General features: G+C 70.0%; 24 protein-coding genes and 1 pseudogene. 16 read left to right on the plus strand and 9 right to left on the minus strand.

Annotated elements, in window-relative coordinates; translation table 11 throughout:
• Positions 1-145: 145 nt before the first annotated feature.
• The 3 genes from AB0I53_RS27720 to fabG all read left to right on the plus strand — a co-directional run bounded on the left by AB0I53_RS27720 (position 146) and on the right by fabG (position 2,622).
• The gene (locus tag AB0I53_RS27720) at positions 146-601 is read left to right on the plus strand and encodes a zinc ribbon domain-containing protein (RefSeq protein ID WP_358608922.1); all 456 of its coding nucleotides are present in this window, start codon (positions 146-148) and stop codon (positions 599-601) included.
• A complete protein-coding gene (locus AB0I53_RS27725) occupies positions 598-1,746 on the plus strand; it encodes a thiolase (RefSeq protein WP_358608925.1) in 1,149 nt (382 codons plus the stop codon). Before AB0I53_RS27720 ends, AB0I53_RS27725 begins: the two co-directional genes overlap by 4 nt.
• Before the next feature lie 141 nt (positions 1,747-1,887).
• Entirely contained in the window at positions 1,888-2,622 is a 735-nt protein-coding gene (gene fabG / locus AB0I53_RS27730) for a 3-oxoacyl-ACP reductase FabG (protein WP_358608928.1), read from the plus strand.
• Between the two features lie 59 nt (positions 2,623-2,681).
• Here the strand turns inward: fabG and AB0I53_RS27735 are convergent, their stop codons facing one another.
• Complete coding sequence (locus AB0I53_RS27735; protein WP_358608931.1) at positions 2,682-3,848, minus strand: cytochrome P450; 1,167 nt, start codon at positions 3,846-3,848, stop codon at positions 2,682-2,684.
• A 176-nt stretch (positions 3,849-4,024) separates the two neighbouring features.
• Here AB0I53_RS27735 and AB0I53_RS27740 point away from each other — a divergent pair, with 176 nt between their 5' ends.
• Entirely contained in the window at positions 4,025-4,507 is a 483-nt protein-coding gene (locus AB0I53_RS27740; RefSeq protein WP_358608934.1) for a MarR family transcriptional regulator, read from the plus strand.
• 21 nt (positions 4,508-4,528) lie between these two features.
• Here the strand turns inward: AB0I53_RS27740 and AB0I53_RS27745 are convergent, their stop codons facing one another.
• A complete protein-coding gene (locus tag AB0I53_RS27745; RefSeq protein WP_358608936.1) occupies positions 4,529-5,683 on the minus strand; it encodes a CaiB/BaiF CoA-transferase family protein in 1,155 nt (384 codons plus the stop codon).
• Positions 5,684-5,861: 178 nt separating this feature from the next.
• On the opposite strand from AB0I53_RS27745, the gene AB0I53_RS27750 reads away from it, so the two are divergent.
• The 5 genes from AB0I53_RS27750 to AB0I53_RS27770 all read left to right on the plus strand — a co-directional run bounded on the left by AB0I53_RS27750 (position 5,862) and on the right by AB0I53_RS27770 (position 13,137).
• Positions 5,862-6,584, plus strand: coding sequence for a GntR family transcriptional regulator (locus AB0I53_RS27750; protein ID WP_358608938.1), 723 nt, complete (start codon positions 5,862-5,864; stop codon positions 6,582-6,584).
• Between the two features lie 121 nt (positions 6,585-6,705).
• Positions 6,706-7,842 (plus strand): N-methyl-L-tryptophan oxidase, encoded by a 1,137-nt coding sequence (solA, locus tag AB0I53_RS27755; protein WP_358608941.1) that lies wholly within the window; start codon positions 6,706-6,708, stop codon positions 7,840-7,842.
• A 16-nt stretch (positions 7,843-7,858) separates the two neighbouring features.
• Positions 7,859-9,298, plus strand: coding sequence for a sodium:solute symporter family protein (locus AB0I53_RS27760; RefSeq protein ID WP_358608944.1), 1,440 nt, complete (start codon positions 7,859-7,861; stop codon positions 9,296-9,298).
• On the plus strand, positions 9,295-10,455 hold the full coding sequence (locus AB0I53_RS27765) for an FAD-binding oxidoreductase (RefSeq protein WP_358608947.1): 1,161 nt from the start codon (positions 9,295-9,297) through the stop codon (positions 10,453-10,455). Before AB0I53_RS27760 ends, AB0I53_RS27765 begins: the two co-directional genes overlap by 4 nt.
• A 69-nt stretch (positions 10,456-10,524) precedes the next feature.
• A complete protein-coding gene (locus AB0I53_RS27770) occupies positions 10,525-13,137 on the plus strand; it encodes a hypothetical protein (RefSeq protein ID WP_358608950.1) in 2,613 nt (870 codons plus the stop codon).
• 133 nt (positions 13,138-13,270) lie between these two features.
• Here AB0I53_RS27770 and AB0I53_RS27775 read toward each other — a convergent pair whose 3' ends face one another.
• Positions 13,271-13,957: a dienelactone hydrolase family protein gene (locus AB0I53_RS27775; protein WP_358608953.1), complete on the minus strand. Its 687-nt coding sequence runs from the start codon at positions 13,955-13,957 to the stop codon at positions 13,271-13,273.
• A gap of 183 nt (positions 13,958-14,140) precedes the next feature.
• Positions 14,141-15,460, minus strand: coding sequence for a nucleoside transporter C-terminal domain-containing protein (locus AB0I53_RS27780; protein WP_358608956.1), 1,320 nt, complete (start codon positions 15,458-15,460; stop codon positions 14,141-14,143).
• Between the two features lie 292 nt (positions 15,461-15,752).
• On the opposite strand from AB0I53_RS27780, the pseudogene AB0I53_RS27785 reads away from it, so the two are divergent.
• A pseudogene (locus AB0I53_RS27785) lies at positions 15,753-16,147 on the plus strand (response regulator transcription factor); the annotation flags it as partial.
• On the opposite strand, the gene AB0I53_RS27790 reads toward AB0I53_RS27785, so the two are convergent.
• The 4 genes from AB0I53_RS27790 to AB0I53_RS27805 all read right to left on the minus strand — a co-directional run bounded on the left by AB0I53_RS27790 (position 16,132) and on the right by AB0I53_RS27805 (position 19,731).
• Positions 16,132-16,539, minus strand: coding sequence for a DoxX family protein (locus AB0I53_RS27790; protein WP_358608959.1), 408 nt, complete (start codon positions 16,537-16,539; stop codon positions 16,132-16,134). The pseudogene AB0I53_RS27785 and the gene AB0I53_RS27790 overlap by 16 nt on opposite strands.
• A gap of 126 nt (positions 16,540-16,665) precedes the next feature.
• Positions 16,666-18,261: an MFS transporter gene (locus AB0I53_RS27795; RefSeq protein WP_358608961.1), complete on the minus strand. Its 1,596-nt coding sequence runs from the start codon at positions 18,259-18,261 to the stop codon at positions 16,666-16,668.
• 80 nt (positions 18,262-18,341) lie between these two features.
• On the minus strand, positions 18,342-19,418 hold the full coding sequence (locus AB0I53_RS27800; RefSeq protein WP_358608964.1) for a DnaJ domain-containing protein: 1,077 nt from the start codon (positions 19,416-19,418) through the stop codon (positions 18,342-18,344).
• 67 nt (positions 19,419-19,485) lie between these two features.
• Entirely contained in the window at positions 19,486-19,731 is a 246-nt protein-coding gene (locus tag AB0I53_RS27805) for a biotin/lipoyl-containing protein (protein ID WP_358608967.1), read from the minus strand.
• 100 nt (positions 19,732-19,831) lie between these two features.
• Here AB0I53_RS27805 and AB0I53_RS27810 point away from each other — a divergent pair, with 100 nt between their 5' ends.
• The 6 genes from AB0I53_RS27810 (at position 19,832) to AB0I53_RS27835 (ending at position 25,152) form a co-directional block, all read left to right on the plus strand.
• On the plus strand, positions 19,832-20,362 hold the full coding sequence (locus AB0I53_RS27810) for a MarR family transcriptional regulator (RefSeq protein WP_358608970.1): 531 nt from the start codon (positions 19,832-19,834) through the stop codon (positions 20,360-20,362).
• The gene (locus AB0I53_RS27815; RefSeq protein ID WP_358608973.1) at positions 20,359-20,871 is read left to right on the plus strand and encodes an SgcJ/EcaC family oxidoreductase; all 513 of its coding nucleotides are present in this window, start codon (positions 20,359-20,361) and stop codon (positions 20,869-20,871) included. The genes AB0I53_RS27810 and AB0I53_RS27815 overlap by 4 nt, the downstream gene beginning before the upstream one ends.
• A 642-nt stretch (positions 20,872-21,513) precedes the next feature.
• Entirely contained in the window at positions 21,514-22,347 is an 834-nt protein-coding gene (gene efeU, locus AB0I53_RS27820) for an iron uptake transporter permease EfeU (protein ID WP_358608976.1), read from the plus strand.
• Positions 22,344-23,459, plus strand: coding sequence for an iron uptake system protein EfeO (efeO, locus tag AB0I53_RS27825; RefSeq protein WP_358608979.1), 1,116 nt, complete (start codon positions 22,344-22,346; stop codon positions 23,457-23,459). Before efeU ends, efeO begins: the two co-directional genes overlap by 4 nt.
• A complete protein-coding gene (gene efeB, locus AB0I53_RS27830) occupies positions 23,456-24,688 on the plus strand; it encodes an iron uptake transporter deferrochelatase/peroxidase subunit (protein WP_358608983.1) in 1,233 nt (410 codons plus the stop codon). The genes efeO and efeB overlap by 4 nt, the downstream gene beginning before the upstream one ends.
• Positions 24,689-24,993: 305 nt before the next feature.
• A complete protein-coding gene (locus tag AB0I53_RS27835) occupies positions 24,994-25,152 on the plus strand; it encodes a hypothetical protein (protein ID WP_358608985.1) in 159 nt (52 codons plus the stop codon).
• A 152-nt stretch (positions 25,153-25,304) separates the two neighbouring features.
• On the opposite strand, the gene hpaE is transcribed toward AB0I53_RS27835, so the two are convergent.
• Entirely contained in the window at positions 25,305-26,789 is a 1,485-nt protein-coding gene (gene hpaE / locus AB0I53_RS27840; RefSeq protein WP_358608988.1) for a 5-carboxymethyl-2-hydroxymuconate semialdehyde dehydrogenase, read from the minus strand.
• Positions 26,790-26,913 lie beyond the last annotated feature (124 nt).

The raw sequence follows: 26,913 nt of genomic DNA on the forward strand, positions 1-26,913 counted from the left end.
CGGTCGGGGGGTCCGGCTGGGGGTTGCTGCCGATGCCGTTGGTGTGTGCGGTGCCGATCGCCGCTGTGTTTTTTTTGGGCTGCTATGGCAACCCAAAAGACTCACGGCCCCGGACCCGCTCAGACCCCAAGGAAGGTATGGAGAAATGAGTGAAGTGACGCCCCCGGCCGGGGCGGCGCCCGAGGCGGTGTTCCGCGACGGCCTGGCCGCCGGCGAGCTGCGGTACCAGCGCTGCGGCAAGTGCGCGGCGGCGGTGTTCCAGCCGCGCGTGCTGTGCCCGGCGTGCGGCAGCGACGACCTGGGCTGGCAGCGCAGCAGCGGCCTCGGGACCGTCTACTCGACGACCGCGGTGCGCGGCCGCGAGGGGATGCACAACGTCTCGCTGATCGACCTCGACGAGGGCTTCCGGATGATGTCGCGCGTCGAAGACGTCGACGCCGACAAGGTCGTCATCGGCACCCGCGTCGGATTCGCCATGGTCGAGCAGGACGGGACACCGGTCGCGGTGTTCCGGACCGGAGGACGACACGTGCAACAGTCCGCTACCGCGCGTGGCGGCCGACCGGGTGCGGGTGTCCCGCAAGACAGGGAGCAGTCATGACGTTGCGTGGCACCACGGCGGTCGTCGGCGTCGCCGAATCGGATCTCGGCCAGGTTGCCCCGGGTCTGACCCCGCTGGACCTGGTCGGGCAGGCGACGGTGCGGGCGCTGGCCGACGCGGGCATCCAGAAGTCCGAAGTGGACGGGCTGTTCACCGCGTCGTCCTACTACCCGATGTCGGGCATGGACACGGCCGAATACCTCGGTATCCGGCCGAAGTACGTCGACGGGTCGACCATCGGTGGCAGTTCGTTCGTCTCCCACCTGCTGCACGCGGCGGCGGCGATCAACGCCGGTGTGATTTCGACGGCGCTGATCGTTTATGGCAGCACCCAGCGTTCCGATGGTGGCCGGTTGGTGTCGCCGTCGAAGCCGAACCCGTTCGAGGCGCCTTACGGCGCGCGGCATCCGATCAGCATGTATGCGATGGCGACGGCGCGGCACATGCACCAGTACGGCACCACTCGTGAGCAGTTGGCGGATGTGGCGGTGGCGGCGCGGCAGTGGGCGCAGCTGAACCCGGTGGCGTTCGCCCGCGAGCCGCTGACCCGCGAGGACGTGCTGGCCGCGCGGATGATCAGCGACCCGCTGACCAAGCTGGACTGCTGCCTGGTCACCGACGGCGGCGGCGCGGTGGTGCTGACCAGCGCGGAACGCGCCGGGCAGCTGCCCGGCAAGCCCGCGTTCCTGCTCGGCGCCGGCGAGGCGACCTCGCACCGCAGCATCTCGGCGATGCCGGACCTGACGGTCACCGCGGCCGCCGAATCCGGTGGCCGGGCCTTCGAGATGGCCGGGCTGACCCCGCAGGACGTCGATGTGGTCGAGCTCTACGACGCGTTCACCATCAACCCGGTCCTGTTCCTGGAGGACCTCGGGTTCTGCGAGAAAGGTGAGGGCGGCGCGTTCGTCGCCGAGGGCCGGATCGCGCCGGGCGGGAAGCTGCCGGTGAACACCAACGGCGGCGGACTCTCGTACTGCCATCCCGGCATGTACGGGATCTTCACCATCATCGAGGCGGTGCGGCAGCTGCGCGGCGAATGCGGCGCACGGCAGATCGAGGGCGCCGACGTCGCGCTCGCGCACGGCAACGGCGGCGTGCTCTCCAGCCAGGTCACCGCGATCTTCGGCACCGAACGCGCACTGTAATCGATCGACCACAGTAGACGGTCTGGAAAATCCAGCGGTTTCAACCGAAACTGCGCTGGCGCAAGGCGCGTCCGGGCGTGTCGGGGGGACGCCCGGACCCGCTTCGGCCAGCACAGGACAGCCTGCCAGGAGGATGTGCAGATGTTGCAGGACAAGGTCGCCGTCATTACCGGGGGCGCCAAGGGCATCGGGTTCGCCATCGCGGAGAACTTCGTCGCCCAGGGCGCGAAGGTGGTGCTCGCCGACATCAACGCCGAGCACGCCCAGGAGTCGGCGGACAAGCTCGGCGGCAAGGGCACCGCGCTCGGCGTGGCCTGCGACGTCACCGACCCCGACGCCGTGCAGGCCGCGATCGAGGCGGCCACCGGCGAATTCGGTTCGCTGGACGTCATGGTGAACAACGCGGGCATCACCCGCGACGCCACCATGCGCAAGATGACGCTGGCCGACTTCGAATCGGTGCTCGACGTGCACGTCAAGGGCGCCTGGCTGGGCACCCGCGCCGCCGCCGCGGTCATGCGCGAGCAGGGCAGCGGCTCGATCGTGAACATCTCCTCGATCTCCGGCAAGGTCGGCATGATCGGGCAGACGAACTACAGCGCGGCCAAGGCGGGCATCGTCGGGTTGACCAAGGCCGCCGCCAAAGAGGTCGCGCACTTGGGCGTGCGGGTCAACGCGGTGCAGCCGGGCCTGATCCGCACCGACATGACGGCAGCGCTGCGCGAGGACGTGTGGAACGCCAAGCTCAAGGAGATCCCGATGCAGCGCGCGGGCGAGCCGGAAGAGGTCGCCAACGTGGTGCTGTTCCTGGCCTCCGACATGTCGTCGTACATGACGGGCTGCGTCCTGGAGATCACCGGCGGCCGCCACATCTGACGCCACTCTCCGACAAGGGCGCCGTCTCCTGCGGGAGACGGCGCCCTTTCGCAGGCCGCTCAGCCGCGCAGCGCGACCGGGAGCCCGGTAAGCCGGCTGCTCTGGAGGCCGCCGATGCCGGTCTGCCGGAGCTCGCCGAACGGGACCGCGAGTCGGGCGTCGGGGAAGTCGGTCCGCAGCACCGTGGCCACGGCGCGCAGTTCGAGCTGGGCGAGCTGCGCGCCGATGCAGAAGTGCGGCCCGGCACCGAAGGACAGGTCTTGGCCGGATGAGCGGGCCGGATCGGTGTTGATCCCCAGGATGTCCACGAGCACGGGCGCTCGGGCGGGCAGCCGCACTCCGGCGAGCTCGACTTCCTCGGTGGTGAACCGCCAGAGCGTGAAGGGCGCGGGCGGGTGCAGCCGCAGCGTGTCGCGGACCAGATCGTCGACTGCCTCCTCTTCCGACGGGATCCGGTGCGCGCCGCCCTCGAGCAGGCGCGCGATCAGGAAACCGAGGGCGGCGTCGGTGGTGAGCTGCCCGGCGAAGATCAGTCCGAACAGGTGGTACTGCAGCTGATCCCGGGTGGTCTCCGGGGAAACCCGGTCGCGCAGCTCGGCGGCGAATCCCCTGCTGTCGTCGCGGATTCCGTCCTCGGCGAGCCCCGCGAGTTCGGCGATCGCCCTCCCCTGCGCGCCCGGCTCGGCGCTGAACATCAGCCGGCAGGCATCGGTGGCCCGGTCGAGGTGGTCGAGGGGAACGCCGAGCAGGTCCAGCAGGACGGTGAGCGGGTAGCGGGTGGTGAAGTCCGCTACCAGGTCGACGTCCGCGCCGCCGGCGGCGAGCTCGGCGAGGAGTTCCCGGGCGATCGCATGAATCCGGTCGGAGTGCCGGTGAATCCGCTTCGCCGCGAAGATCGGGGCGTGCGCGCGCCGCAGCTCCGCGTGCTCCGGTCCGTCGAGGGTGGTGAGGGACGGCTGTTCGGCGGCGGTCCGTTCGAGCCCGGCGCGCTGCCCGTCCCAGTCCAGGGGCGCTGATGCGGGGTCCTTGACTATTCGCGGGTCGACGAGGACGGCTCGCGCCAGGGCCTCGTCGGTCACTATCCACGCTCGCCCTCCGGCGGGCGCGTTCACCTGGACGATCGGGCCGGCCGAGCGCAGCGCGGCACGCGTGGGATCCGGCTCGGCGAGGGCGCGGACGGCTGGGGCGAACGGGTCGACGCCATCGGGGTGCGGCGCATTGCGCATCGGACTCTCCATGAGATCTGGGGATTCGGGCCTGCGGAGGATTCGCCGTCGGCGCCTGGAGCGGCCGCGAACCCAACTAGCTTCACAAAAGAATTACTTCACGATGAAGCTAAAGTTGATAGGGTTGGATTGTCAACACGCCAGGCACGGCAGCGACGCAGGAGAGCGAACGACCGATGAACGAGGCACGGCAACCCAGCGACACCGCGGCACGGAGCGCACGCCTCCTGGACGGCCTCCGGAGTTTCGGCGCGAACTACACCGAGCTCACCGGCCGCTTCGCGGCGTGGCTCGGGCTGCACTCGACCGACGCCGCCGCCCTGGCGGAAATCCTCTACGCCGAAGACAAGGGAACCCCGCTGTCGCCGACCCGCCTCAGCGAGCGCCTCGCGCTGACGACGGGCGCGACCACGAACCTGTTGAACCGCCTGGAAAAGCTCGGGCACATCGTCCGCACCCGCGAGCACGCCGACCGGCGCAAGGTGACCCTGCGCAGCAGCTCACGCATCGAGAAACCCGCGCGCGAGTTCTTCGGCCCCTTCAGCGAGCGCTTCAACGCCCTGGTCGCCCAGTACCCACCGGAGCAGCTCGAACAGTTCGAGGCCTTCCTCGCCCAGCTGTGCGCCACGATGAACGAGCCGCCGAACGCGGCGAAGTAGGCAACCGCCTTTTCCGGCGGGTCAGTCGCGGGGTGCGTCGTCGAAGTCGGCGAGTTCGACGAGGATCGCGTTGGTGTGCTGGCCGATCTCGGGAATCGGGTCCATCCGCGGTTCACGGCCCGCGACGGTCACCGGCGGCAGCAGGGTGCGCAGCGGTCCGGCGGGCGAGTCGACCTCGCGCCACCGGTCGCGGGCGGCCAGTTGCGGATGCTCGGCGAACTCCGCCATCGTGCGCATCCGCGCGCTGGCGATGCCGACCTCCTCCAGGCGGGCCTCGATGTCGGAGCTGCTCAGCTTCGCGAACACCGCCTCGATGGCCACCTTCAGCTCCGCGACGTTCTCGACGCGCTTGGGGTTGGCGTCGAACCGCGGATCGGTGGCCAGTTCCGGCCGGCCGAGCACCTGCTCACAGAACTTCACCCACTCCCGCTCGTTCTGCACGCCGAGGAACACCTGCGCTCCGTCACCGGCCGCGAACGGGCCGTAGGGCGCGATGGCCGCGTGCCGCGCGCCGGCGCGCTTCGGCGCGGTGCCGCCGTATGCCGCGTAGTAGTACGGAAAACCCATCCACTCGCCGAGCGCATCGAACAGCGAGACCTCGAACGCCGTTCCCTTCCCGGTGCGCTCGCGCTCGTACAGCGCCGTGAGCACGCCGCTGTAGGCGTACATGCCGCCGGCGATGTCCGCCGTGGAGATACCCGTCTTGGCCGGTTCGGCTTCGCTGCCGGTGATGGAGACGAGTCCCGTCTCGCACTGGATCAGCAGGTCGTAGGCCTTCTTGTCACGGTACGGCCCGGAGCTGCCGTAGCCGGAAAGGTCGCAGACGATCAGCCGCGGGTGCTTCGCCGTCAGCTCCGCCGCGCCGAGTCCGAGCCGCGCCGCCGCGCCCGGCGCGAGGTTCTGCACGAACACGTCCGCGCGCGCCAGGAGCTTGTCCATGACCTGCCGGTCGGCCAGCTCCTTCAGGTCGAGCGCGATGCTCTCCTTATTCCGGTTGATCCAGACGAAGTGGCTGGACAGGCCTTTCACCGAGGTGTCGTAGCCGCGGGCGAAGTCGCCCGTCGGACGCTCGACCTTGATCACCCGGGCGCCCAGGTCGGCCAGTTGCCGGGTCGCGAACGGGGCGGCGACGGCCTGCTCCAGCGACACCACGGTCACGCCTTCCAGCGGAAGCATCGACCCTCCAGGCGAGTATTTGTACGGCCAATTGCTCGCCAACATTGCCCCGCCCGACCAATGTTGTCAATGCCCGCAACCAGGGCAGATCGAGACAATGGCCGTACATATGTGCCCGAACTTGACCGGCCAAAAGAGGTATTGACCGGTCAAATAACGGCCAGCTAGATTCCACCTCGTGGCAACCCCGGCGTACCTGCGCATCCGCACCGAACTGGAGCAGCGGATCCGCTCTGGCGCGCTGCCGCCCGGCACCCGGCTTCCCACCGAAGCCGAGCTCCAGCAGCAGTACTCGGTCGGTCGCGCGACGGCGCAGCGAGTGCTGACCGAGCTGGCGCAGGCCGGGCTCGCGGAGCGCCACCGGCGACGGGGCACCTTCGTCGCCGAAGGCGCGCGGCAGGAGAACCTGCTGCGCCTGGTCAACCCGACGTTGCAAGGCCCGGAGATCCACGGGCGGCACGCAGTGGAGTCCGCGGCGGTGATCCCGGCGCGCGACGCCGACGTCGAGCTGCCCGGCATCGACGACGACACACCGGTGAACCAGCTGCGGCGGTTGAAGTTCGACGTCGACGACAACCCGATCGCCGTCGAACTCGCCGCGGTCCCGTTCGCGTTGGCACCACGAATGCTCGACGAGGACCTGGCGCACCTGACCGTGCACGACTACTTCGCGCGCAACGGCGTTCCAGCGGCGAAGTCCCGCGTTTACATCGACCCGGTCCTGCTGGACGAAGCCACCGCGGACCGGCTGCACATGACACCGGGCCAGGCCGTGATCCGCCTGCGCCGGCTGACCTGGCTCACCGACGGCAAGCTCGCCGAGGCGATGTGGCACATCATCCGCCCGGACCTCGTCGAGTTCTTCATCGAGCAGACCGTTCTGTCCACAACGGACTCCTGAACCCGCTCCACCGCTCCGTGGTCAGCGCTGCACGCGACTGACCGCTCGAACCTGCGCGTTTCCAGCAGCATCATCGCCTCGAACCGCGATTCCTCCCTTCTCCGGCACGACAGGAGCGACCATGACCCAACCTCGCGTCGCAGTGATCGGAACCGGCGTGATCGGCGCCATGACCACCTGGCAGCTCGCCCGGCGCGGAGCCGACGTGCTCGCCTTCGACACCTATTCCCCCGGCCACGACCGCGGTGCGTCCGCCGGAGAATCACGCATCTTCCGCACCGCGTACAAAGAAGGCGGGAGCTACGTCCCGCTGCTCCAGCAGGCCGGACGGCTCTGGCGTGAACTGGAGCGCGACGCGACCGCCGAGCTGCTGACGATGTGCGGCGGCCTGACCATCGGTCCCGCCGACCACCCCGACGTCCGGGCGGTGCGGCGGTGCGCCGAGGAGCACGGCCTCGACCACGAGGTGCTGGACGCCGAACTCGCCCGCAAGCGCTTCCCCCAGCACCGGATCGACGACGACGAGGTCATGGTGCTCGACCCGGCCGCCGGTGTCCTGCGCCCCGAACCCGCGGTGCAGGCCGCGCTGCGCACCGCCGCAGGAGCCGGCGCGAAGCTCCTTCCCTACCACCGCATCACCGAAGTCGCCGAAACCGCGCGGGGTTGGCGAATCAGCAGCGGTGACGAGCATTTCGACGTCGACCACGTCGTGTTCGCCCCCGGACCGTGGGTGCGGCGGCTGGAACCGCTGCGCGCGCTGCCGATCGAGATCCGGTTGATCACCGCCTGCTGGTTCGCCGCCCGCGACACCGCCGCGCACCGGCCGGATCGGCTGCCGATCGCGGTCCGCCGCCACCGCGAGGCCGGTTTCTCCTGCTTCCCGCTGCTCGACGGGGTGGCCATCAAGATCGTGCCGCACCACCTCGGCTGGCCGACCTTGGACGATCCGGACGACCTGCCGCGCAGCGCCGACCCGGAGTTCGCCCGCGCCGCCTCGGCCGCGGCGGCTCGGCTGCTGCCGGGCGTCACGCCGCACCCGGTGCGCATCGGCACGTTCGCCGAGGGCTTCACCCCCGACGAGCACGCCGTGCTGGGCCCGCTGCCCGGGCACCGCAACGCCACCGTCATGACCGGGTTCTCCGGGCACGGCTTCAAACTCGCCCCGGTCTTCGGCGAGATCGGCGCCGACCTCGCGCTGCGGGGCGGCACCGAGCACGACATCACGCAGCTGGACCCCGACCGCTTCGCGAACGCATGAGGACTGGAGGCGAATCATGCCCACAGGATCAACCGGGCAGATAGCTGGAATCGTCATCGCCAGCCTGCTGGTCATCGGCTTCGGCGCGGCCATGTCAGTCTACTTCGGACGTCGAGCAAAGACGTCGCAGGACTGGCTCGCCGCCAACGAATCGCTCCCGCTGTTCGTCGTCGTCATCACGCAGTTCGCCGCCGCCGCGGGTGGCGGGGTACTCATCGCCCACGTCGGGATCGGCTACCGGTCGGGGTGGTCGGTGTTCGTCTACGAGGGCTGCGTGCTGGTCGGCTTCCTCTTGCTGATGCTCATCGCCCGGTGGTTGCGCCAGCAGCGGTTCACCACGGTGCCTGATGTCATCACGCGGTTGTTCGGGCAGCACAGGCTGGTCACGGCGATCGCGGCGCTGGCAGCACTCGTGGTGCCGTTCGGCTGGCTGGCGACCCAGTTCGTCGCCTTCGCGCAGCTCTTCGGGCTGCTGACCGGGATCTCCAAACCCGTGCTCATCCTGGTGATCATGATCGGGTCACTGGTTTTCGTGCTGCCCGGCGGGTTGACCTCGGTGGCGTGGGCCGACTTCGTGTTCGGACTCTTCAAGATCGTGATGGCGGTCGGCGTGGCGTTCTACGGGATCCACCTGGCCGGTGGCTGGACGCACATCACCGAGACCGTGCCGCAGCGTTTGTGGGGTCTGGAGGGCGTGACGGCCGTGGGATGGCAGCAGATCTGGTTGTGGGTGGCGGCGATCGTCCCCGGGACGCTGACCAACCAGCTCTACTACCAGCGCGTGTTCGCCACCAAGCGGATTTCCGACGCGCGCCGCGGTCTCGGGCTGTCCGGACTGACCATGCTCGTCAGCGGGATCTACGCGGGCTGCATCGGTCTCGCGGTGCGTTCGATGAACCCGCACCTGGCCGACGAAGAGGACGCCGCCGGGTGGCTGCTCACCCAGCTGCCGTCCTGGATGCTCGTGCTCTTCGGCGCGTTCCTGGTGTCGACGATCGTGGCCACGAGCGGCGCCGCGCTGCAGTCCGTGGTGGTCAACCTCATCCGCGACGTCTACCAGAACATCGCGGGCCAGGCGACAGGCGAACGCCGGACCGTCGCGCTGTCGAGGCTGGTCACCGTCGCGGTGGCGGCGCTGGCGGCGGCGCTGGCAGTCCTGTTCCCGAAGGCGCTGTCGTGGCTCGTGGCCACCTACGCCTACTCGGCAGCCGCGCTGGCCGCGCCGATCTTCCTCGGCTACCTGCTGCACCGTCACCGCCGGCTGAGGCCGGTCGCGGCGATCGGCAGCATGCTCGCGGGCATCATCGGCTGCGGTACCGCGCACCTGCTGGACACGACCGTGCCGTACGCGGTGTACGGCATCGCGGCGTCGACTGTGGTGCTCCTGCTGTTGGCCGCGGCAACTTCCGAGAAACGCACTCCGACCGTCCGCAGCGAACTAGTGAGGGAAGCATGAAGATCGCCGTGATCGGACTTGGCGTGCTGGGTGCCGCCGCCGCCCGCTCGCTGGCCGCGGCCGGCGCCGAGGTGACCGTCTTCGAGCGCACCGCGCCGCTGGCCGGAACCTCGGGTACGTCGTTCGCCTGGACGAACTCGCACAGCAAGAACCCGCGCTCGTACCACGACCTCAACGTCACCGGGATGGCCGAGCACGCCGAACTGGCGAAGGAGTCCGGCGCGAACTGGCTGGTGCGCACCGGAAACCTGGAGTGGGCGGAGGACGCGGCGGGGGCCGAGCGGCTGGCCGCCTCGGTCGCCGAGCTCACCGGCCGCGACTACCCGGTGGACTGGATCACCCCGCGGCGGGCCGGCGAACTGGTTCCGGACCTGCGGGTGCCCTCCGGCGTCCAGGACATCGCGTTCTACCCCACCGAGGGCCACGTCTTCCCGGCACTGCTGGTGGCCCGGCTGTGGGGCGAGGCACGGGAGCGCGGAGCCGAACTGCGCTGCCCGGCAACGGTGACCGGTCTATCCGAAGTGGACGGTCGGGCACGCGTCGAGCTGGCCGACGGCACTGCCGATTTCGACGCGGTGGTGCTCGCGACCGGCCGCTGGACCGAGACCCTGACCGCGGCGGCGGGGCACCGGATCCCGATGGCCGACCCGGACGCGGCGGGCTCGGCGACGGTCGGCCTGCTCGGCTACACCAACCCGCTCCCGACGCGGTTGAACCGGATCCTGACCACGCCGAAGCTCAACGTCCGCCCAGACGGCGGCGGCCGCCTCATCGTGCAGGGTCTGGACCTCGACGCGCACGCAGATCCGGCCGGCCCACCGGCCGCGGACGGCGACCACGCACGGGACCTGTGCTCCCGCCTGACCGGCCTCCTCGCCGGCACCAGTGGCGCCCGCCTCGAATCCCTGCGCGTCGGCCAGCGCGCGATGCCCGCCGACGGCCTGACGGTCGCCGGATTCCTCGACGGGAGCGGCAAGATCTACGCGCTGGCCACCCACAGCGGCATCACCCTGGGCCCACTCCTGGGCAAGCTGGCGGCCCAGGAACTCCTCACCGGCCACCCAGCAGACTCCCTGGCCGACTTCCGCCCCCAACGCCTGATCGGCAAGTCCGACCTGCCAACCCTCCAACCAGCCCGCTTCGCAGGCCAGCAGTGACGTACTGCGGTGCGCGGTTGTTCCGGCGAGAGGCCTGAACAACCGCGCCCGGGTGGCGATAATCGGCGCATGCCGGACGAGATCGCACGCAACGAGGCCACGGGTGAGTTCACCCATCTCCTGCAAGCGGGAACGGTCAACGGAGAGGTGCACTTCCACGCGCCGCACACCGCGAGGACCAGCCGACCGCCGAGACCGGTCACCGAGTGGAGCCCGTTCGACCTGGACGTCCACCGCGCCATCGAAGCGTCGCGGTCGCGGGCCGGCGAGGTGTTGCCCGAACTTCCGAGCTACCTGCGCCGCAACCACGACGACGAACTCGACGCCGACATCCGCGAACCCCGCCGCAACCAGATGGTGGTGCTGACCGGCGGATCCTCCACCGGGAAGACCCGCGCGCTCTACGAAGCGATCGCCAACCACGAGGCGCTCCGGAACTGGGAACTGCACAACCCGCGCACCGCCGACGAACTGGTCGACCGGCTGCGCAGCGGACAGGTCAACCCCCGATCCGTGCTGTGGCTCAACGAAACGCAGAACTTCTTGACCGGCCCGAACGGTGAAGAAGCCGCGGCATGGCTGCTGATCCTGCTGGACGGGTCGATCCCCGGCCCCATCGTCGTCCTGGGGACGCTGTGGCCGCAGTACTGGTCCGACCTGGTGGACACCGGCGAACATCCGCACGCCCGGTCCCTGCTGCTGCACTCGGTGCGGCGAGTTCGAGTGGCGGACCGGTTCAGCAACGAAGATCTGGAAGCCCTGCGCAGCACCGGTCCGGTCGACCCCAGGCTCTCCCTGGCGATCAGTTCGACGGGCAAGGACCGGCAGGTCATCCAAACCCTCGCGGGCGGCCCAGCGCTGGTCGACCGCCACGAACACCCGGACACGGCGGGAGACCGCTACGCGGCGGCCATCGTCACGGCCGTGATCGACGCCCGTCGCCTCGGCCACCGCGATCTGCTGTCCCGAGCCCTCCTCTCCGATGCCGCTCCCGGCTACCTCGACGAGCAAGATCGCATCGACCCGCCCGAGGACTGGTTCGAGCGCGGAATCCGTTGCGCCGCCGACGAATCCTTGCACGGAATCACGGCGCTCATCCCTAGACGCCACCAACCGGGCACCGGCCCGGCCGACGGCTACGAACTCCACGACTACCTGAACCAGCACGGTCAGATCGCGCGCCGGGCGGCGCTGGTCCCTGACTCGCTCTGGCAGGCCCTGCTGGCCCACACCGCGGAGCCGGAGGACCTGGAACGCCTCACGACGAGCGCGTACGAGCGCCTGCTGTACCGCTACGGCCAACCGCTCTACCGCCGGTACTGGAGCAGCGCGCCTCCCTCAGCGCGGGAGCGGATCGTCGATCTCCTGGCGGAGCACGGCCGTGTCGACGAAGCCGTCGCGCTCATGCCCGAGGTCGGTCGAGATCCCCAGCAGGACGACAGGCTGATCCGACCGAACCGGCACCACGAGACGGTCGAAACGATGCTCGGGCAAGGACGCAACGAAGACACCGCATCCTTCCTCCAGAGGCTCATCGCTGCGCGGTTGGCTTCCGGCTGGGCTACCCAGTGGCTGGCCCGCGTGCTCATCGATCTCGGCCGGACCAGCGACGCGATCGAGGTCCTCGAACAGCAGCTCGCTCACGGGAGCCGCGAGAATGACGCAGGCACCGCCCTGTCCGGCGGAAATGTCACGCCGAGCGGGATCTTGCCCACCGGCCGTCGCCCCGCGAACGGCAATCCCCTGGCCGAGCAGCTGGCGGATGCGCTCGCGTCCGACGGTCGTTGGGAGCAGGCCCTGCAGCTGGCTCGCGATCATGCCGACAGAGGATGGACCAGGGGCTGGCTCGCCAGGCAGTTCGCGAAGGCGGGGAAGGCCGACCAGTTGCGCCGGCTCGTCGCGGCAGGCTCCTTCGAAGCGGAGTGGCTGCTGGCGGAGCTGGAACTCGCGCGGGGCCGGACGGCAGAAGCCCTTGAACTGATGGAAGATCCGGTCCTATTCCACGTGCCGCCGCACGGGGCGAGCCGACTCGTGCGCCTCCTGGTCGAGCGAGATCTCCTCGACCAGGCCATCGAGCTGAGCACCACGCCCCACATATTCCTGGACGACGAGGTGCTCCGGAAACTCGTTGCCGCTATCGCCGAGAGGCGCGGTGCCGAATCCGCGATCGCCCACGTGCAGCGGTTGCTCTCCGCCGACCCCCGCCCCGCGGGGGTCGACGCATCCACGCTCAAAGCTCTGCTCGCGGACCAGCTGGCGGGTCTGGGGCGGTGGCAGGAAATTCGGGAACTGCTGAGTGAAGGTGAGCGGTGGGCGCGGAACTGGCTGCCCGAACACTTCGCCCGCAACGGCAACCTCGACCTGCTGCGTCGGCTTGCCGATACGGGCAACGGCACCGCCCGCTATGAGCTGATCCGACTGCTGCTCGACCGCGGCGACGATCGCGAAGCGATGAAGCTCCTCCGCAGCACCACCATTTCAGGGGACGTGACCGCGCAGAAGCTCGCCCGCCTGCTCGCCGACCGCGGCAAGCTCGCCGAACTCCGGGACCGTGCTGCGCGAGGCGATCGTCATTGCTCCCAACTGCTGGTGGGGCTGGCGCAGCAAGCGGCCTTCCCCGACGCCCGGCGCCTGCTGCGGCACGGCCTGAACACAGACGGCTCGACCGCCGATGACGCGTGAGCGCGCAAGGACCCGGTCCCGATGTTCAGAGCCGGCGGGCGTTGACGGAGCTGCCGGTTCGAGGTGAACGGCCCGTTCGCCTCGATAGACGAGGTGAACAGGCCGTTCGCTTCACCACGTCCGTGTGAGCCCGTCAGGTGAGGTGGCGGCGGAGGAAGTCGAGGGTTCGGGGCCAGGCCGTTCGGGCCGAATCTTCGTGGAACGCCGCCGGGTTCTGGTCGTTGAAGAACGCGTGCCCCGCCGGGTAGACGTGGACCTGCGGGCGGACGGCGGACTGCTGCTGGATCTTGTCGCGCAGCTCGCCGACCGCGTCCATGCTGATCGTGCGGTCGTATTCGCCGAAGTGGCACAGCATCGGCGCCGTCAGACCCGAGAAGTCCGTGTCCGACACCGACGGCATGCCGTAGAACGGCACCACCGCGCCGACCCGGTCGCCCTGCTGCGCGGCGAGCACGATCGCGAACTTGCCGCCCATGCAGAACCCGACGGCCCCGACCGCGGAACTGGTCACCGCGTCGTGCGCCAGCAGGTAGTCGACCGCGCCGGAGAGGTCCCGCGCCGCCTGGTCGACGGGCAACTGCTGCATCAGCCGCGCGGCTTCCCCGGCGTCGTGCGTGGTGTGCCCGCCGTAGAGATCCGGGGCGAGCGCGACGAATCCCTCTGCCGCCAGCCGGTTCGCGATGTCGGCGACGTGGTCCGTGAGACCCCACCACTCCTGGATCACCACCACGCCAGGGCCCGAACCGGACGGCGTCGCCAGGTAGCCGTGCGCGGTGCGCCCGTTGCTGGCGAAACTGACGTTCTGGTGCGGATTCGTCACGCTGGTACTCCTTCATCCGGCCGACCCCGACCGGCCCATCGTCGCGCTCGGCCGGGCTGATCGCACACGGTCACACCGCGCCGCCGGGCGAACCACCCGGCGAAGATCGACAAGGTACCGAGGACCGGCACCGCCTGCCAAGGCCCCGAACGGGGCCGCGAAAGCGCCGGATCGGGGTCGGTGTCAGACGAGGATGCCCGCGATGGTGGCGCTGAGCAGGTTGGCCAGGGTGGCCGCCATGATCGCCCGGACGCCGTCCTTCGCGATCCAGCCGCGGCGGCTGGGAACCAGGCTGCCCAGGCCGCCGAGCAGGATCGCCAGCGAGCCGAAGTTGGCGAATCCGGTCAGCGCGAAGGTGATGATGGTGGCGCTCTTCTCGCTGAACTGCCCGATCTGCGGGCCGAAGTCGGCGAACGCGACGAACTCGTTGATCACCAGCTTCTCGCCGACGAACCCGCCTGCGGCGATCGCCTCGTGCCACGGCACGCCGATCACCCACATCAGCGGCGAGAACACGTAGCCGAGGATCTGCTGGAGCGTGAGCTCGGGCAGCCCGAACAGGCCGCCGACGCCGCCCACGATCAGGTTGACCAGCGCGATCAGCGAGACGAACGCGAAGAGCATCGCGCCGACGTTCATCGCCAGCTTGAGACCGTCGGCGGCACCACTGGCTGCGGCATCGATGACGTTGCGCGGCTTCTCCTCCTCCGCCTCGACCTCCACGGCGGTCTTCGTCGCGACGGCCGCCTCCGCCGGGCCTTCCTCCTCAGCCGAACCGGTCGAACCGTCCCCAGCCGAACCGGCCTCGGTCGAACCGGCCTCGGTCGAACCGGTGGCCGCGGCGGGCTTCTCCTTCGCCGCCGGCATGACGATCTTCGCCATCAGCAGGCCCGCGGGCGCCGCCATGAAGCTCGCCGCGATCAGGTTCTCCAGCTTCGCGCCGAGCAGCGCGTAGCCGACCATCACGGTGCCCGCCACGGTGGCCAGTCCGCCGACCATCACCGCGAAGAACTCCGAGCGGCTCATGGTCTTCAGGTACGGCCGGATCGTCAGCGGCGCCTCGGTCAGGCCGAGGAAGATGTTCGCGGTCGAGTTCAGCGACTCCGGCCGGGTGGTGCCGAGCACCTTCTGCAGGCCACCGCCGATGATCCGCACCACCCATTGCAGGACGTGCAGGTGGTAGAGCACCGCGGTCAGCGCCGAGATGAAGATGATGATCGGCAGCACCTGGAAGGCGACGACGGTGCCCTGCGACGGCAGGATCGGCCCGACCATGAACTCGATGCCCTCGGTCGAGGCACCGATCACCTTTCCGACCGCGTCGGCGGCGGCGCTGAGCGCCTGCTTGCCCAGATCCCAACGCAGCACGATCACCGCGAAGGCGATCTGAATCAGCAGCGCACCGATCACGGTGCGGGGATTGATCGCGCGCCGGTCGGTCGACAACGCCAACGCGAGCAGCAGCACCACCAGCATGCCGCCGATCCCCCACAAGACCTGCACCTGAACCCGCCCCTTCCCGGTGCCGCCGCGAGGCCCGCGGCGGAGAACTCAACCGCGGGGATTCTCGCTTCCCGTGAAATCGGACACCGAGGCGGGCAGCCGTTCCGGAACGGCCCCGTAGCCGTTCGATCACCAGTAGTGATGGCGGGTTCGCATCCACCGATCGGTCGATGCGGCCGACCGCGCGGTGGATGCCCGGGGCTGGTCGATCCGTCGATGCCGGGCGGTCCGCTGGAACGCATGTCGTTGAGTGATACCGGCGCAGGGCCGGTCGCCGCCCGGGAGCGGGCCTGATTCCGACGTGCTGCCCGCGATCGAGGCCGGCGCGTCAGCTACCTGCTCAAGGACGCGCCGCGGGAGGAGCTGTTCCGCGCGGTGCGCGCCGCCGTCCGGGACGAAACCGTGCTCTCTCCCGCCGTCGCCGCCCGGCTGCTCGACCGCGTCCGTCCGCCGCGCCCGTTGACCGAAACCCCGCTGAGCGCCCGGGAACGCGAGGTTCTCGCGCTCATCGCGCGGGGCACGACCAACCGGGAGGCCGCGGCCGAGCTGCACATCAGCGAGTCCACGGTCAAGACGCACCTCCTGCACATCTACGCCAAGTTGGAGGTGCCGGACCGCGCCTCCGCGGTCGCGGCGGCCTACCAGCGCGGCATCCTGAAACCGGGGCGCGGCTACGACGCCCGGTGAGCCGCGAACGGGATCGTCCGGCGGCGTCCCCAGGCGATCACCAGGAACAGCAGCATCAGGGCGAACGGCATGACCGCGAGGGCCGGCGCCTGGAACACGAACACCTGGGTGATGGTGGCGCCGACCATGACGGCGGCGAGGCCGAGCGCCGCCAGCCCGGTCAGCCGGGGCACGAGCAGGCCGATGGCGCCCAGCAGTTCGAGGCCGCCGGTCAGGTACCGGAACCACTGCCCGAGCCCGATCAGGTCGAACATCTGGACCGCCATCGGATCGCCGAGGAGCTTCGGGGCCGAGGCGAACACGAAGAACGCCGCCAGGAGGATCTGGAGCGCCCAGAGCGCCACGTGCACGCCCCGCCGCTGGGAAACCGCCGCATTCGAGCTGATGGTCATGGCTGACACACCTTTCCGCACCGGATGGAAGTGTTCACTACTCCTCTAGACAAGGGGCCGACCGAGAACTCATCGGTGCCGGGCCGGAAGTCCCGACCTGATCCGGATCCCGGTGCGGGACGCGGCTCAGGAGCGCGCCGGTTGTTCGTTCGGGATGCGGCGCGTGAAGAAGAGCGAGATCCCAGCGATGAGTGCGAGCACCGCGTCGGCCGCGCGCAGGGCCTGCACCCGCGCGGCGGCGTTCTCCTGCACGATCGCGGAAACGGTGCCGGGCGGTAGTCCGGTCGCGGCAAGGGCCTGTTCCAGGTCTGCGTCGGACAGGAAGGGAGCGCCGCTGACGAGCTCGACCTCGGCGTGGGAGGTCACCTGGGGTGGCACGCGCGGGTCCTGGCTGATGCCCTGCAGGAACGACGTGGTCAAGGCGGCGATGAGCACCGAACCGGCCAGCGCGGTGCCGACCGACACGCCGAGGTTCGTGGAGGTGTTCTGGAGGCCACCGACCTCGCCGGTCCGTTCGTCCGGGACCGCGGAAACGGTCACGCTCCCCAACTGCGAGGCCAGCGAGCCGATGCCGAGCCCGGCCAACAGCATTGGCACGGTCGTGATTTCTGGACCTGCGCCGAGCTCGAGTGCCGCCAGCAACGCCACCAGCCCGCCGAAGAGGGCGACCAGACCCCACTGCACCACGCGACGCGGTGATGCGTCCGGCCACGCCTTCGGGATGCCGACCGCGGCGATGAGCAGGGTGATCGACAGCGGCAGCAGCCGCACGCCGGTCTGCAGGGCGGTGAGTCCGAGCGAAACGGACAGGAACAGCGGCACGATGAAGAACAATCCGGCCTGCAGGAGGAACTGGAAGAAGAAGATCGTCAGCCCCCCGCGAAGCTGCCGATTGCGCAGCATCGCGGGGTCGACGAGCGGCTCGAGGCCGTGTGCCATGCGCCTGCGCTCCCAGGCGAGGAACACCCGGAGCACGAGCCCACCGGCCAAGATCAGCCAGATGGTGGCGGAGACACCCAGCAGGGCCGGTGTGCCCGGCTTGGGCTCCACCCATCCCCAGCTGCTCGAACGCAGCACCGCGTAGACAACCAGCCCGAGACCCGCGGCGGACAGCGCGGTGCCGGCGAGATCGAGTTCCGGGCGGCGGTGCGGCGGTGCGTCCGCCACGCGGCGCGCGAGGAGGACGATCGCGATCACGATCACGACCTCACCGGCGAAGACCCACCGCCACGAGAAGTACGTGGTCACGAGGCCACCGATGAGAGGCCCCACGGCGACGGCTATCGCGCCGGCGGACGCCACGAGCCCGTACGCCCGCGGCCGCTGGGCCTGCGGGAAGTTCGCGGCCACGAGCGCGACGATCGCCGGCATGATGAGCGCGGCGCCCAACCCTTCCAGCAACGACCACCCGAGGATCAGCACTCCCAAGCCGGGGGCGAGCGAGGTGGTCAGGGAGCCGCAGCCGTAGATCACGCAGCCGACGGTGAACGCGCGGCGTCTGCCGATCAGCGTACCGATCTTGCCGCCGGTGATCATGAACATCGCCATCACCAGGGCGTAGAGCGTGATGGCGGTCTGAATGCCGCTCACCGTCGTACCGACGTCCTCGGCGACCGTCGCGATGGACACGTTCATCACCGAGGTGTCCAGCGTCATCAGGAACTGCCCGACTGCCAGAGTTCCCAGCACGGTCCCGCCGCCAGCGCCCCTCCTCGCCTGCATACGGCCATCATCTGCGGGGGACGACGTCTCGGCAGCACGGCCCGTTCGAACGATCAAGGCGGCAAGGGGGTCGCGCCGGATCAGTCGGCGACGACCTGGTCCAGCACGGTCGTGAACGCCTCGCGGTCCACGGTCGCCGCGTCCTGCGCGAGCCACCGCCCGATGTCGCGCACGAACTGCGCCGGGGTCATCGGAGACACCGGATCGCCGTCCTGCTCGACGGTCGTGACGTCACCGGCGCGGCTCGGGTAGATCAGGACCACGCCGCGCACCTCGACGTCGGGCAGCAGCTCCTCGAAGGCGTCGACGCCTTCCGGCAGCCGGGTCGCGCCGCCGCGGAAGAGGTGACCGTTGCGCCACAACGCGCCCTCTTCGTCGGCGGTGTAGTGGCCGGGCAGCCAGCTCTTGGACTCCACGAGCACCAGCCGCCGCCCGCAGAGCACCGCGTGGTGCACGTCCTCGAAAACCGAGTCCGGCCAGGCAAGTCCGTGGAACACCCGCACGCCGGGCAGCCGGGTCAGGTACTTCGCGCAGAGCTCGGCGGTCAGCTGCTGGGCGCGCTCGTGCTGCGCGTCGGGCAGGCCGAAGATCCGGCGGCCGCCGAACTCGGAGACGAACGACCGGTCGATCCGGTGCGCCCGGATGTGCCGCCGCAGCAGCAGCACGATCACCACGCCGGAGGCCACCAGCAGCGACAGCCAGGCGGCCAGCAGCATCGCGGGCAGCTCGACGGCGAGCCCGGCCAGCAGCAACAGCGACCAGCCGCCGACCAGCGCCAGCGTCGGCGCCCGCTCCGGGCCGGTGACCGGCAGGTAGCGGACCCGGGTGCCCGGGTCGACGGCGTCCCACCACGGGATGTCGTCCAGGCGCAGCCGCGGCGTCTTCGGCACGTAGGCCGGATCGTCGCCGAAATCCCGCCGCCGGCGCCGTTGCGACGCCCGGGGCCGGGGAACGGGTTCGTCGACGCGGTCGTAGTCGGCGCGCCGCACCGGATCGTTGAGCGTTTCGTAGGCCTCCTGCAGCAACCGGAAGGTTCCCGCGGTGCCGCCGACATCGGGGTGCATGCTGCGTGCCAGCGACCGGTAGGCGGACTTGATCTCGGCTGCCGTCGCGTCGCGGTTCACGCCCAGCAGCTCGTAATAGTCGACCCCGCGCACGGCCCTCCCCGCCTCCTACCACTGCGCGGCCATGATAGGGGTTGCGCGGAATTCAAGATCACCCGAGTCAGGTGTTTTCGTCGGCGACTTCGGCGATTTCCTGCCCCTGGGCGACTTCGGTGCCGTCGGCGAGCAGGAACCGGGTCACGGTGCCGCCGGCTACCGACTTCACGGGGTTGTAGGTCTTCACCGCTTCGATCACCGCGATGGTCTGGCCGGCGTTGATGTGGCCGCCCTCGCGCACGTACGGGTCGGCTTCCGGGGCTGGGCGCCGGAAGAACACGCCTGACTGCTGTGCCTTGACAGTGGACATATCGGTACCGTGCGCCCTCCCCCGCCGAGCCGCCAGTCGCACGGCCTTGATTTCGCTCAGATACTCGCTTAGATTCTAAGCGAATTTTAGAGGAGTCGACATGACCAGCAGGGATGACCTCGCGGCCTCGATCAGTGATGAGCTGGTGCGCCGGTTCAGCACGTCGACCGTGCTCTACCACCACGCCATCGCGGAGCGCCTCGGGCTGGGCCCGTCGGACCACAAGTGCCTGGACCTGCTCGTGCAGCGGGGCCCGATGACCGGCAGCCAACTGGCCACCATCACCGGGCTGACCACCGGGGCGATCACCGGCGTGGTCGGCAGGCTGGTGAGCGCCGGGTTCGTGCGCCGCGAGCCCGATCCGGCCGACCGGCGCAAGCAACGGCTGGTACCCGAACCGGAGCAGTTGCCGGCAGTGCGCGAGTTCTTCGCCGAGCGCAAGGGGCAGGCCGAATCGCTGCTGGACGGCTTCGACCGCGACGAGCTGGCGGCGATCGCCACCTTCCTGCAGCGCGCCATCGACTTCTCCGAGACCGGCGCGGCGGCGCTGCGCGCCGAGATCCTGCACGCCGGCGGCCGGGCGGCGCTGCGCTCCCGCACCACCGAAGAGGCATCGGAGGAACCGGAATGAACTCGAACGCCGAACTGACCGCCCTTTTCGACCGGATGTGTCAGATGTGGACGGACGGGGACGCCGCGGGCTACGGGGCGTGCTTCACCGCCGACTCGGACTACGTCTCCTACGACGGCACCCGAGCGATCGGCCGGGAGCCGATGGTCGCGGCGCACGACCGGCTCTTCCGCGGCGTGCTCGCCGGATCCGGACTGATCGGCGAGGTGGAGGCGATCCGCCACCTGAGCCCGGAGGTCGCCGTCGTGCACGCCACTGGATCGGTGCTCACCCCGTGGCGGAACAAGCTGCCCCGGCGGCGCGTTTCGCGCCAGACCCTGGTGGCGGTGCGCACCCCGGAGGGCTGGCGGTTCGCGGCGCTGCACAACAGCCGGGTTCGCCCGGTGCAGATCCCGGACGCCGGCTCCTGGCCCGCCCGCTGCTCCCAGACGCTGGCCCGACTCAGCCGCGCAGTGCGCCCGAGCCTCCGCCGGCCTCCTGAGGTCCGCTGCGGCCGGCCGCGGAACTGAGCCCGAGAAGCGAAAAAACCCGCTGACCTCCCGGTCAGCGGGCTCTTCCACGCGGGCGGCCGAGACGGCTCGCGCCGTCCCTCCCTTTTGACCACCCGGGACAGCCGCGCGGCCTGAGGTGGCGCCTTGGACCGGCACGGCTAGCTCTGCGGTCGTACGCCGGGGCGACGGGCCGAGGAGCGGGGATGCTCCGGCGACCCACCCGGCACCGCCAGGTCGTTCGTCGGCGGGCGCTCAGCCCACCGATGCCGCTGCCACCTTAACCGATACTCCAGGTTTCGTGGGGCGAAACGTGACCCAGCGCTCCCCACGCGCCACATTCCGCGCACCCGACGCGCGCGGCACACGTGATCGACGAATTCGCGAACCATTCCGCCGCGACAAGAGATCAGTCCACAGCGGACAGTGCTCGATTCCGGCGGTCAACCAAATGATCTCCAGGGCCGAATCTCCCCATTCCGCACGAGCGGAAGCTCATTCGAACATTTCGGACATGTATCGGAAAAGCGGCCCAAACCTGCCGAAAACGATCGCATCGAGCCAGGTCAACCGGATGTCGTAGCATTCACATCCGTTTGACACAAAGGTGAGCCTTACCTATGTTCTTCATGCCTCGTCGGTCGCCGGAAAAGGAAGATATGAATGCTATTCAGTAATGCGTTGATCGGACTGCGGGAAGGGCTGGAGGCCGTTCTCGTGGTCAGCATTCTGGTCGCATTCCTCGTCCGCACCGAGCGCCGCCGCGCGCTGCCGCACGTCTGGCTCGGGGTCGCCGTGGCGGTCGCGCTCTCGATAGCCCTCGGAGCGGTGCTCACCTACACCGCGGCGACGCTCAGCTTCGAGGCGCAGGAGGCCTTCGGCGGGATCGCCTCGATCATCGCGGTCGCCTTCGTCACCGGCATGATCTTCTGGATGCGCCGCGCCGGCCGAACCCTGGCCGCCCAGCTGCGCGGCCAGCTCGACGAGGCGCTGCGGCTCGGCCCGGTCGCCGTGGCCACCGTGGCGTTCCTCTCGGTCGCGCGGGAGGGCATGGAGACCGCGGTGTTCTTCTTCTCCAGCGTGCAGTCCGCAGGCGGCGGCACCGTGCTGCCGCTGGTCGGATTCCTGATCGGCATCGCGATCGCGATCATGCTCGGCTGGCTGCTCTACGCCGGGGCGATCAAGGTCAACCTGTCGAAGTTCTTCACCGTCACCGGCGTGCTGCTGGTCTTCGTCGCCGCCGGGGTCTTCGCCTACGGCGTGCACGACCTGCAGGAGGCCGGGATCCTGCCCGGCCTGAACACCCTCGCCTTCGACGTCAGCGACCACATCCCGCCGACGTCCTGGTACGGCGCGCTGCTGAAGGGGATCTTCAACTTCTCCCCGCAGACCACCGTGTTCCAGGCCGTCGTCTGGGCCGGCTACGTCGCGATCGTCCTCCCGCTGTTCCTCCGCCCCCACCGGCCCGCCGAAACCCGCACCGGAGATGCCAAGTGAACCTCAAAGCCCGCACCCTGGTGCCCGCGCTCGGCGCGGTACTGCTCGCGGCCGGATGCGCCGGCCAGCCCGGCGGCGGCGCGCCCGGCACGATCACCGTCGAGGCCTCGGACGACGCCTGCAAGCTGTCCGCGACGTCCGCCCAGGCCGGCACGATCCGCTTCGACATCACCAACAAGGGCAGCCAGGTCACCGAGTTCTACCTCTACGGCGAGGGCGGCCGGATCGTCAGCGAGGTCGAGAACATCGGCCCCGGCCTGAACCGCCAGCTCGTCGCCGAGGTGCCGCAGGGCGGCAAGTACACGACCGCGTGCAAGCCCGGCATGAAGGGCGACGGCATCCGCGGCGAGTTCACCGTGACCGGTTCCGCGGCGGCGCAGGGCGGTGCCGCCGCGCAGGCCGTCACCGAGTACAAGCAGTACGTGGACGGGCAGGCCGACGAGCTCAATGCCCAGACCGCCCAGTTCGTCGCGGCGGTCAAGGCCGGTGACGTGGCGCAGGCCAAGCAGCTGTACGCGCCGGCCCGGCTGCCGTGGGAGCGCATCGAACCGGTCGCGGAGAGCTTCGGCGACCTGGACCCGAAGATGGACGGCCGGGAGGCCGACCTGGAGCCCGGCCAGGCGTTCACCGGCTTCCACCGGCTGGAGAAGGATCTCTGGGTCACCGGCCTGCAGCCGGACACCCCGGCGATCGCCGACCAGCTGCTCGCCGACGTCGACCAGCTCGTGGCGCAGACCCGCACCGTCGAGCTCACCCCGGCGGGCATCGCGAACGGCGCCAAGGAACTGCTCGACGAGGTCGCCACCGGCAAGGTCACCGGCGAGGAGGAGATCTTCTCGCACACCGACCTGTGGGACTTCCGGGCCAATGTGGACGGTGCGAAGCAGGTGGTCGCCGCGCTGCGGCCGGTGCTGACCGAGAAGGACCCGCAGCTGGTGGCCACCCTGGACGAGAAGTTCGCCGCGGTGGACGCGCTGCTGGCGCGCTACCAGGCCGGCGACGGGTTCCGGCTCTACACGGAGCTGAGCCCGGAGCAGGTCAAGGAGCTGGCGGCGGCGGTGGACGCGCTCGGCGAGCCGCTGAGCAAGACCGCCGGCGTGGTGGCGCGATGACCGGAGTCTCCCGACGCCGGCTGTTCGGGCTGGCCGGAGCGGGTGTCGCCGTCGCTGGCGCGGGCGCCGGGGCGGGATACCTCGCGGCCCGCAGCGGCGACGAGGCGGCAACGGAGCCGTTCCACGGTCCGCACCAGGCGGGCATCGTCACGCCGGCCCAGGACCGCATGCACTTCGTCGCCTTCGACGTGACCACGACCGACCGCGCCGAGCTGGTCGCGCTGCTGCGCGACTGGACCCGGGCCGCGGAGCGGATGACCGCCGGACAGGAGGCGGTCGCGGACGGCGCGGTCGGCGGGCACGCCGAGGAGCCGCCCGGCGACACCGGGGAGGCGCTCGGCCTGCCGGCGTCCGCGCTGACGCTGACCATCGGCTTCGGGCCGTCGCTGTTCGACGGGCGCTTCGGCCTCGCCGACCGGCGCCCCGCGGCGCTGGTCGACCTGCCGCACTTCCCCGCCGACGCCCTCGACCCGGCGCGCAGCGGCGGCGACCTGTGCGTGCAGGCCTGCGCCAACGATCCGCAGGTGGCGGTGCACGCCGTGCGCAACCTCGCGCGCATCGCGTTCGGCAAGGTCGCGGTGCGCTGGTCGCAGCTCGGGTTCGGCCGGACCGCCACGACGTCGCGCTCCCAGAGCACGCCGCGCAACCTGTTCGGCTTCAAGGACGGCACCAACAACCTGAAGGCCGAGGACACCGCGGAGCTGGACCGGCACGTGTGGGCCCAGCCCGGCGACGGCCCGCAGTGGATGACCGGCGGCACCTACTTGGTGGCGCGGCGGGTCCGGATGCACATCGAGACCTGGGACCGGACGTCGCTGGGCGAGCAGGAGACCATCGTCGGCCGCACCAAGGGCAGCGGCGCGCCGCACGGCACGGCCGACGAGTTCGACCAGGTGGACCTGCAGGCCCGCGGCCCGGACGGCGAACTCCGGATCGCGGAGGACTCGCACATCCGGCTCGCCGCGCCCGCGACGCACGGCGGCGTGCGGATGTTGCGCCGCGGCTACAACTTCACCGACGGTTCCGACGGCCTGGGACGGCTCGACGCCGGGCTGTTCTTCGTGTGCTTCAACCGCGACCCGCGCACCCAGTTCATCCCAGTGCAACGCCTTCTGTCCAAAAAGGACTCGATGATGGAGTACCTGCAGCACAACGGTTCGGCGGTCTTCGCCTGCCCGCCGGGAATCCAGCCGGGCGGCCACTGGGGCGAGTCGCTGTTCGGTTCCTGATCCCAGGCATCGGGCATCGGGCATCGAATGGTGGAAACCGCGACTCCGAGCCGAAAGTTTCTGGCCCAGCAGGTAAAACAGGCGGCACGCTGTGGGACGACCCGAAGCTGCGGGATTCTGGGGGCGGAACGCGGCAGCAGCCGATTACCGGCCGCTCACCCGCGGATGGGGATTCGGACACCGCAACGACGATCGAGCCTCCGCAACCTGGCCGGGAGGCGACCCCACCCCCGCCGAAGACCACGAGTCCGGTTGCGGAAGGCCCGGGAAGAAGGTCGGCCATGCGCAACAGGTGCGCCAGGACGATGGCGGCATTAGGCATATCGGTGGCACTGGCCGGTGGGGGTTTCGCCATCGGCACGACCGCCAACGCCGCACCCGCCGCCGACAGCTCGACGGCCGCGTCGCAACTCCACCCGGAACGCCATTGCTGGTGGGAGAACGGGCGCAGGCACCACGTCTGACACGACGGCTGGTGGGACCACCGGAACCACCGCTGGCACCCCGGCTGGTGGAGCTGGGAGTGGCGGCCGGGCGGCTGGCACTGCCGCTGATCACCACCTCGTGACGGCGGCTTCCAGGAAACCGGGCCTCCGTCACCCGGAAGCCGCCGCGGTTACTGGGTGCCGCCGAAGCGGGGCAGGCCGCCTTCGGCGATCCAGGCGTGGACGATTCGCTGGTCCGTGTAGAAGTCGATGCTCCGGGTGCCTCCCTCGTGGCCCACCCCGCTGGCCTTGATGCCGCCGAACGGCGTCCTCAGGTCCCGGATGTTGTGCGAGTTCAGCCAGAGCATGCCCGCCTCGACCTGGTTCGCCACCCGCAGGCCGCGCTTGAGGTCGTTGGTCCACACGTAGGCCGCCAGGCCGTACTTCGTGTCGTTGGCCAGCCGCACCGCCTCGGCCTCGTCGTCGAACGGCGTCACCGCCACCACCGGGCCGAACACCTCCTCCCGGAACAGCGTGTGCTCCGGGGTGACGTCGGCGAACACCGTCGGCTCCAGGAAGTTGCCGTCCGGCAGGTGATCCGGCCGCTTGCCGCCGGTGACCAGCCGCGCGCCCTCCGCCTCGGCCTTCGCCACGTGCCCGATCACCTTGTCGAAGTGCTCCGGGTGGATCAGGGCGCCCAGCTCGGTGGACTCGTCGGCGGGCGGCCCGACCTTGAACCGCGCGGCGCGCTCCCCGAGCTGCCGCACGAAGTCGGCGTAGATGCTGCGGTGCACCAGCACCCGCGAACCGGCCGTGCAGCGCTCGCCGTTGAGCGAGAACACCCCGAAGATCGCGCTGTCCAGGGCCGCGTCCAGGTCGGCGTCCGCGAAGATGATGTTCGGCGACTTGCCGCCGAGCTCCATCGACAGGCCCTTGAGCCCGTCTGCGGCGTTGCGCATGATCACCTGGCCGGTCGTCGTCTCGCCGGTGAACGACAGCACCGGCACGTCCGGATGCCGGACCAGCGCGTCGCCGGCCTGCTCGCCGATGCCGTGCACGATGTTGAACACCCCGGCGGGTACGCCCGCCTCGGTGAAGATCTCCGGCAGCAGGCTCACCGACAGCGGCGACCACTCGGCCGGCTTGAGCACCACCGTGCAGCCGGACGCCAGCGCGGGCGCCAGCTTCCAGCTCTCCAGCATGAACGGGGTGTTCCACGGCGTGATCAGCCCGGCCACGCCCTTGGGCTTGCGCACCACGTAGTTGAGCTGGACGTCGGCGACCCGGTAGGCCTCCTCGGTCTGCACCACGATCAGGTCGGCGAAGAACCGGAAGTTCTCCGCCGCGCGCTTGGCCTGCTGCTTGACCTGCGAGATCGGCAGGCCGGTGTCGAAGGATTCCCATCGCGCGATCTGCTCACCACGGGCCTCGATGCCGTCGGCGATCCGGTTGAGCACTCCCGCGCGGGCGCGGTTGCGCATGTCGGCCCAGCCGCTGTCGCGGAACGCCGCGGCCGCGGCCCGGACCGCGCGGTCGACGTCGGCGGCCTGGCCGGCGGCGGCGCGGGTGTACTCGGTGTTGGTCGCGGGATCCAGCACCCCGAAGGTCTGCCCGCCGGCGCTGGGCACCTGCTCGCCGCCGATGTAGTGGGTGATCAGCTCGGGAAAGTCGCTCATCTGCATCCTCGCGTCGTCAGGAGTCGTGGGGGGGGAGTTAAGATAGAAAAATAAAAAAAAACGAACAAACACAAAACACAAGAGACCACCCCGCACGAAAAACACAACCCCGGCAACCACCCCC

The organism is Saccharopolyspora sp. NPDC050389 (assembly GCF_040655595.1).
Lineage (GTDB): Bacteria > Actinomycetota > Actinomycetes > Mycobacteriales > Pseudonocardiaceae > Saccharopolyspora.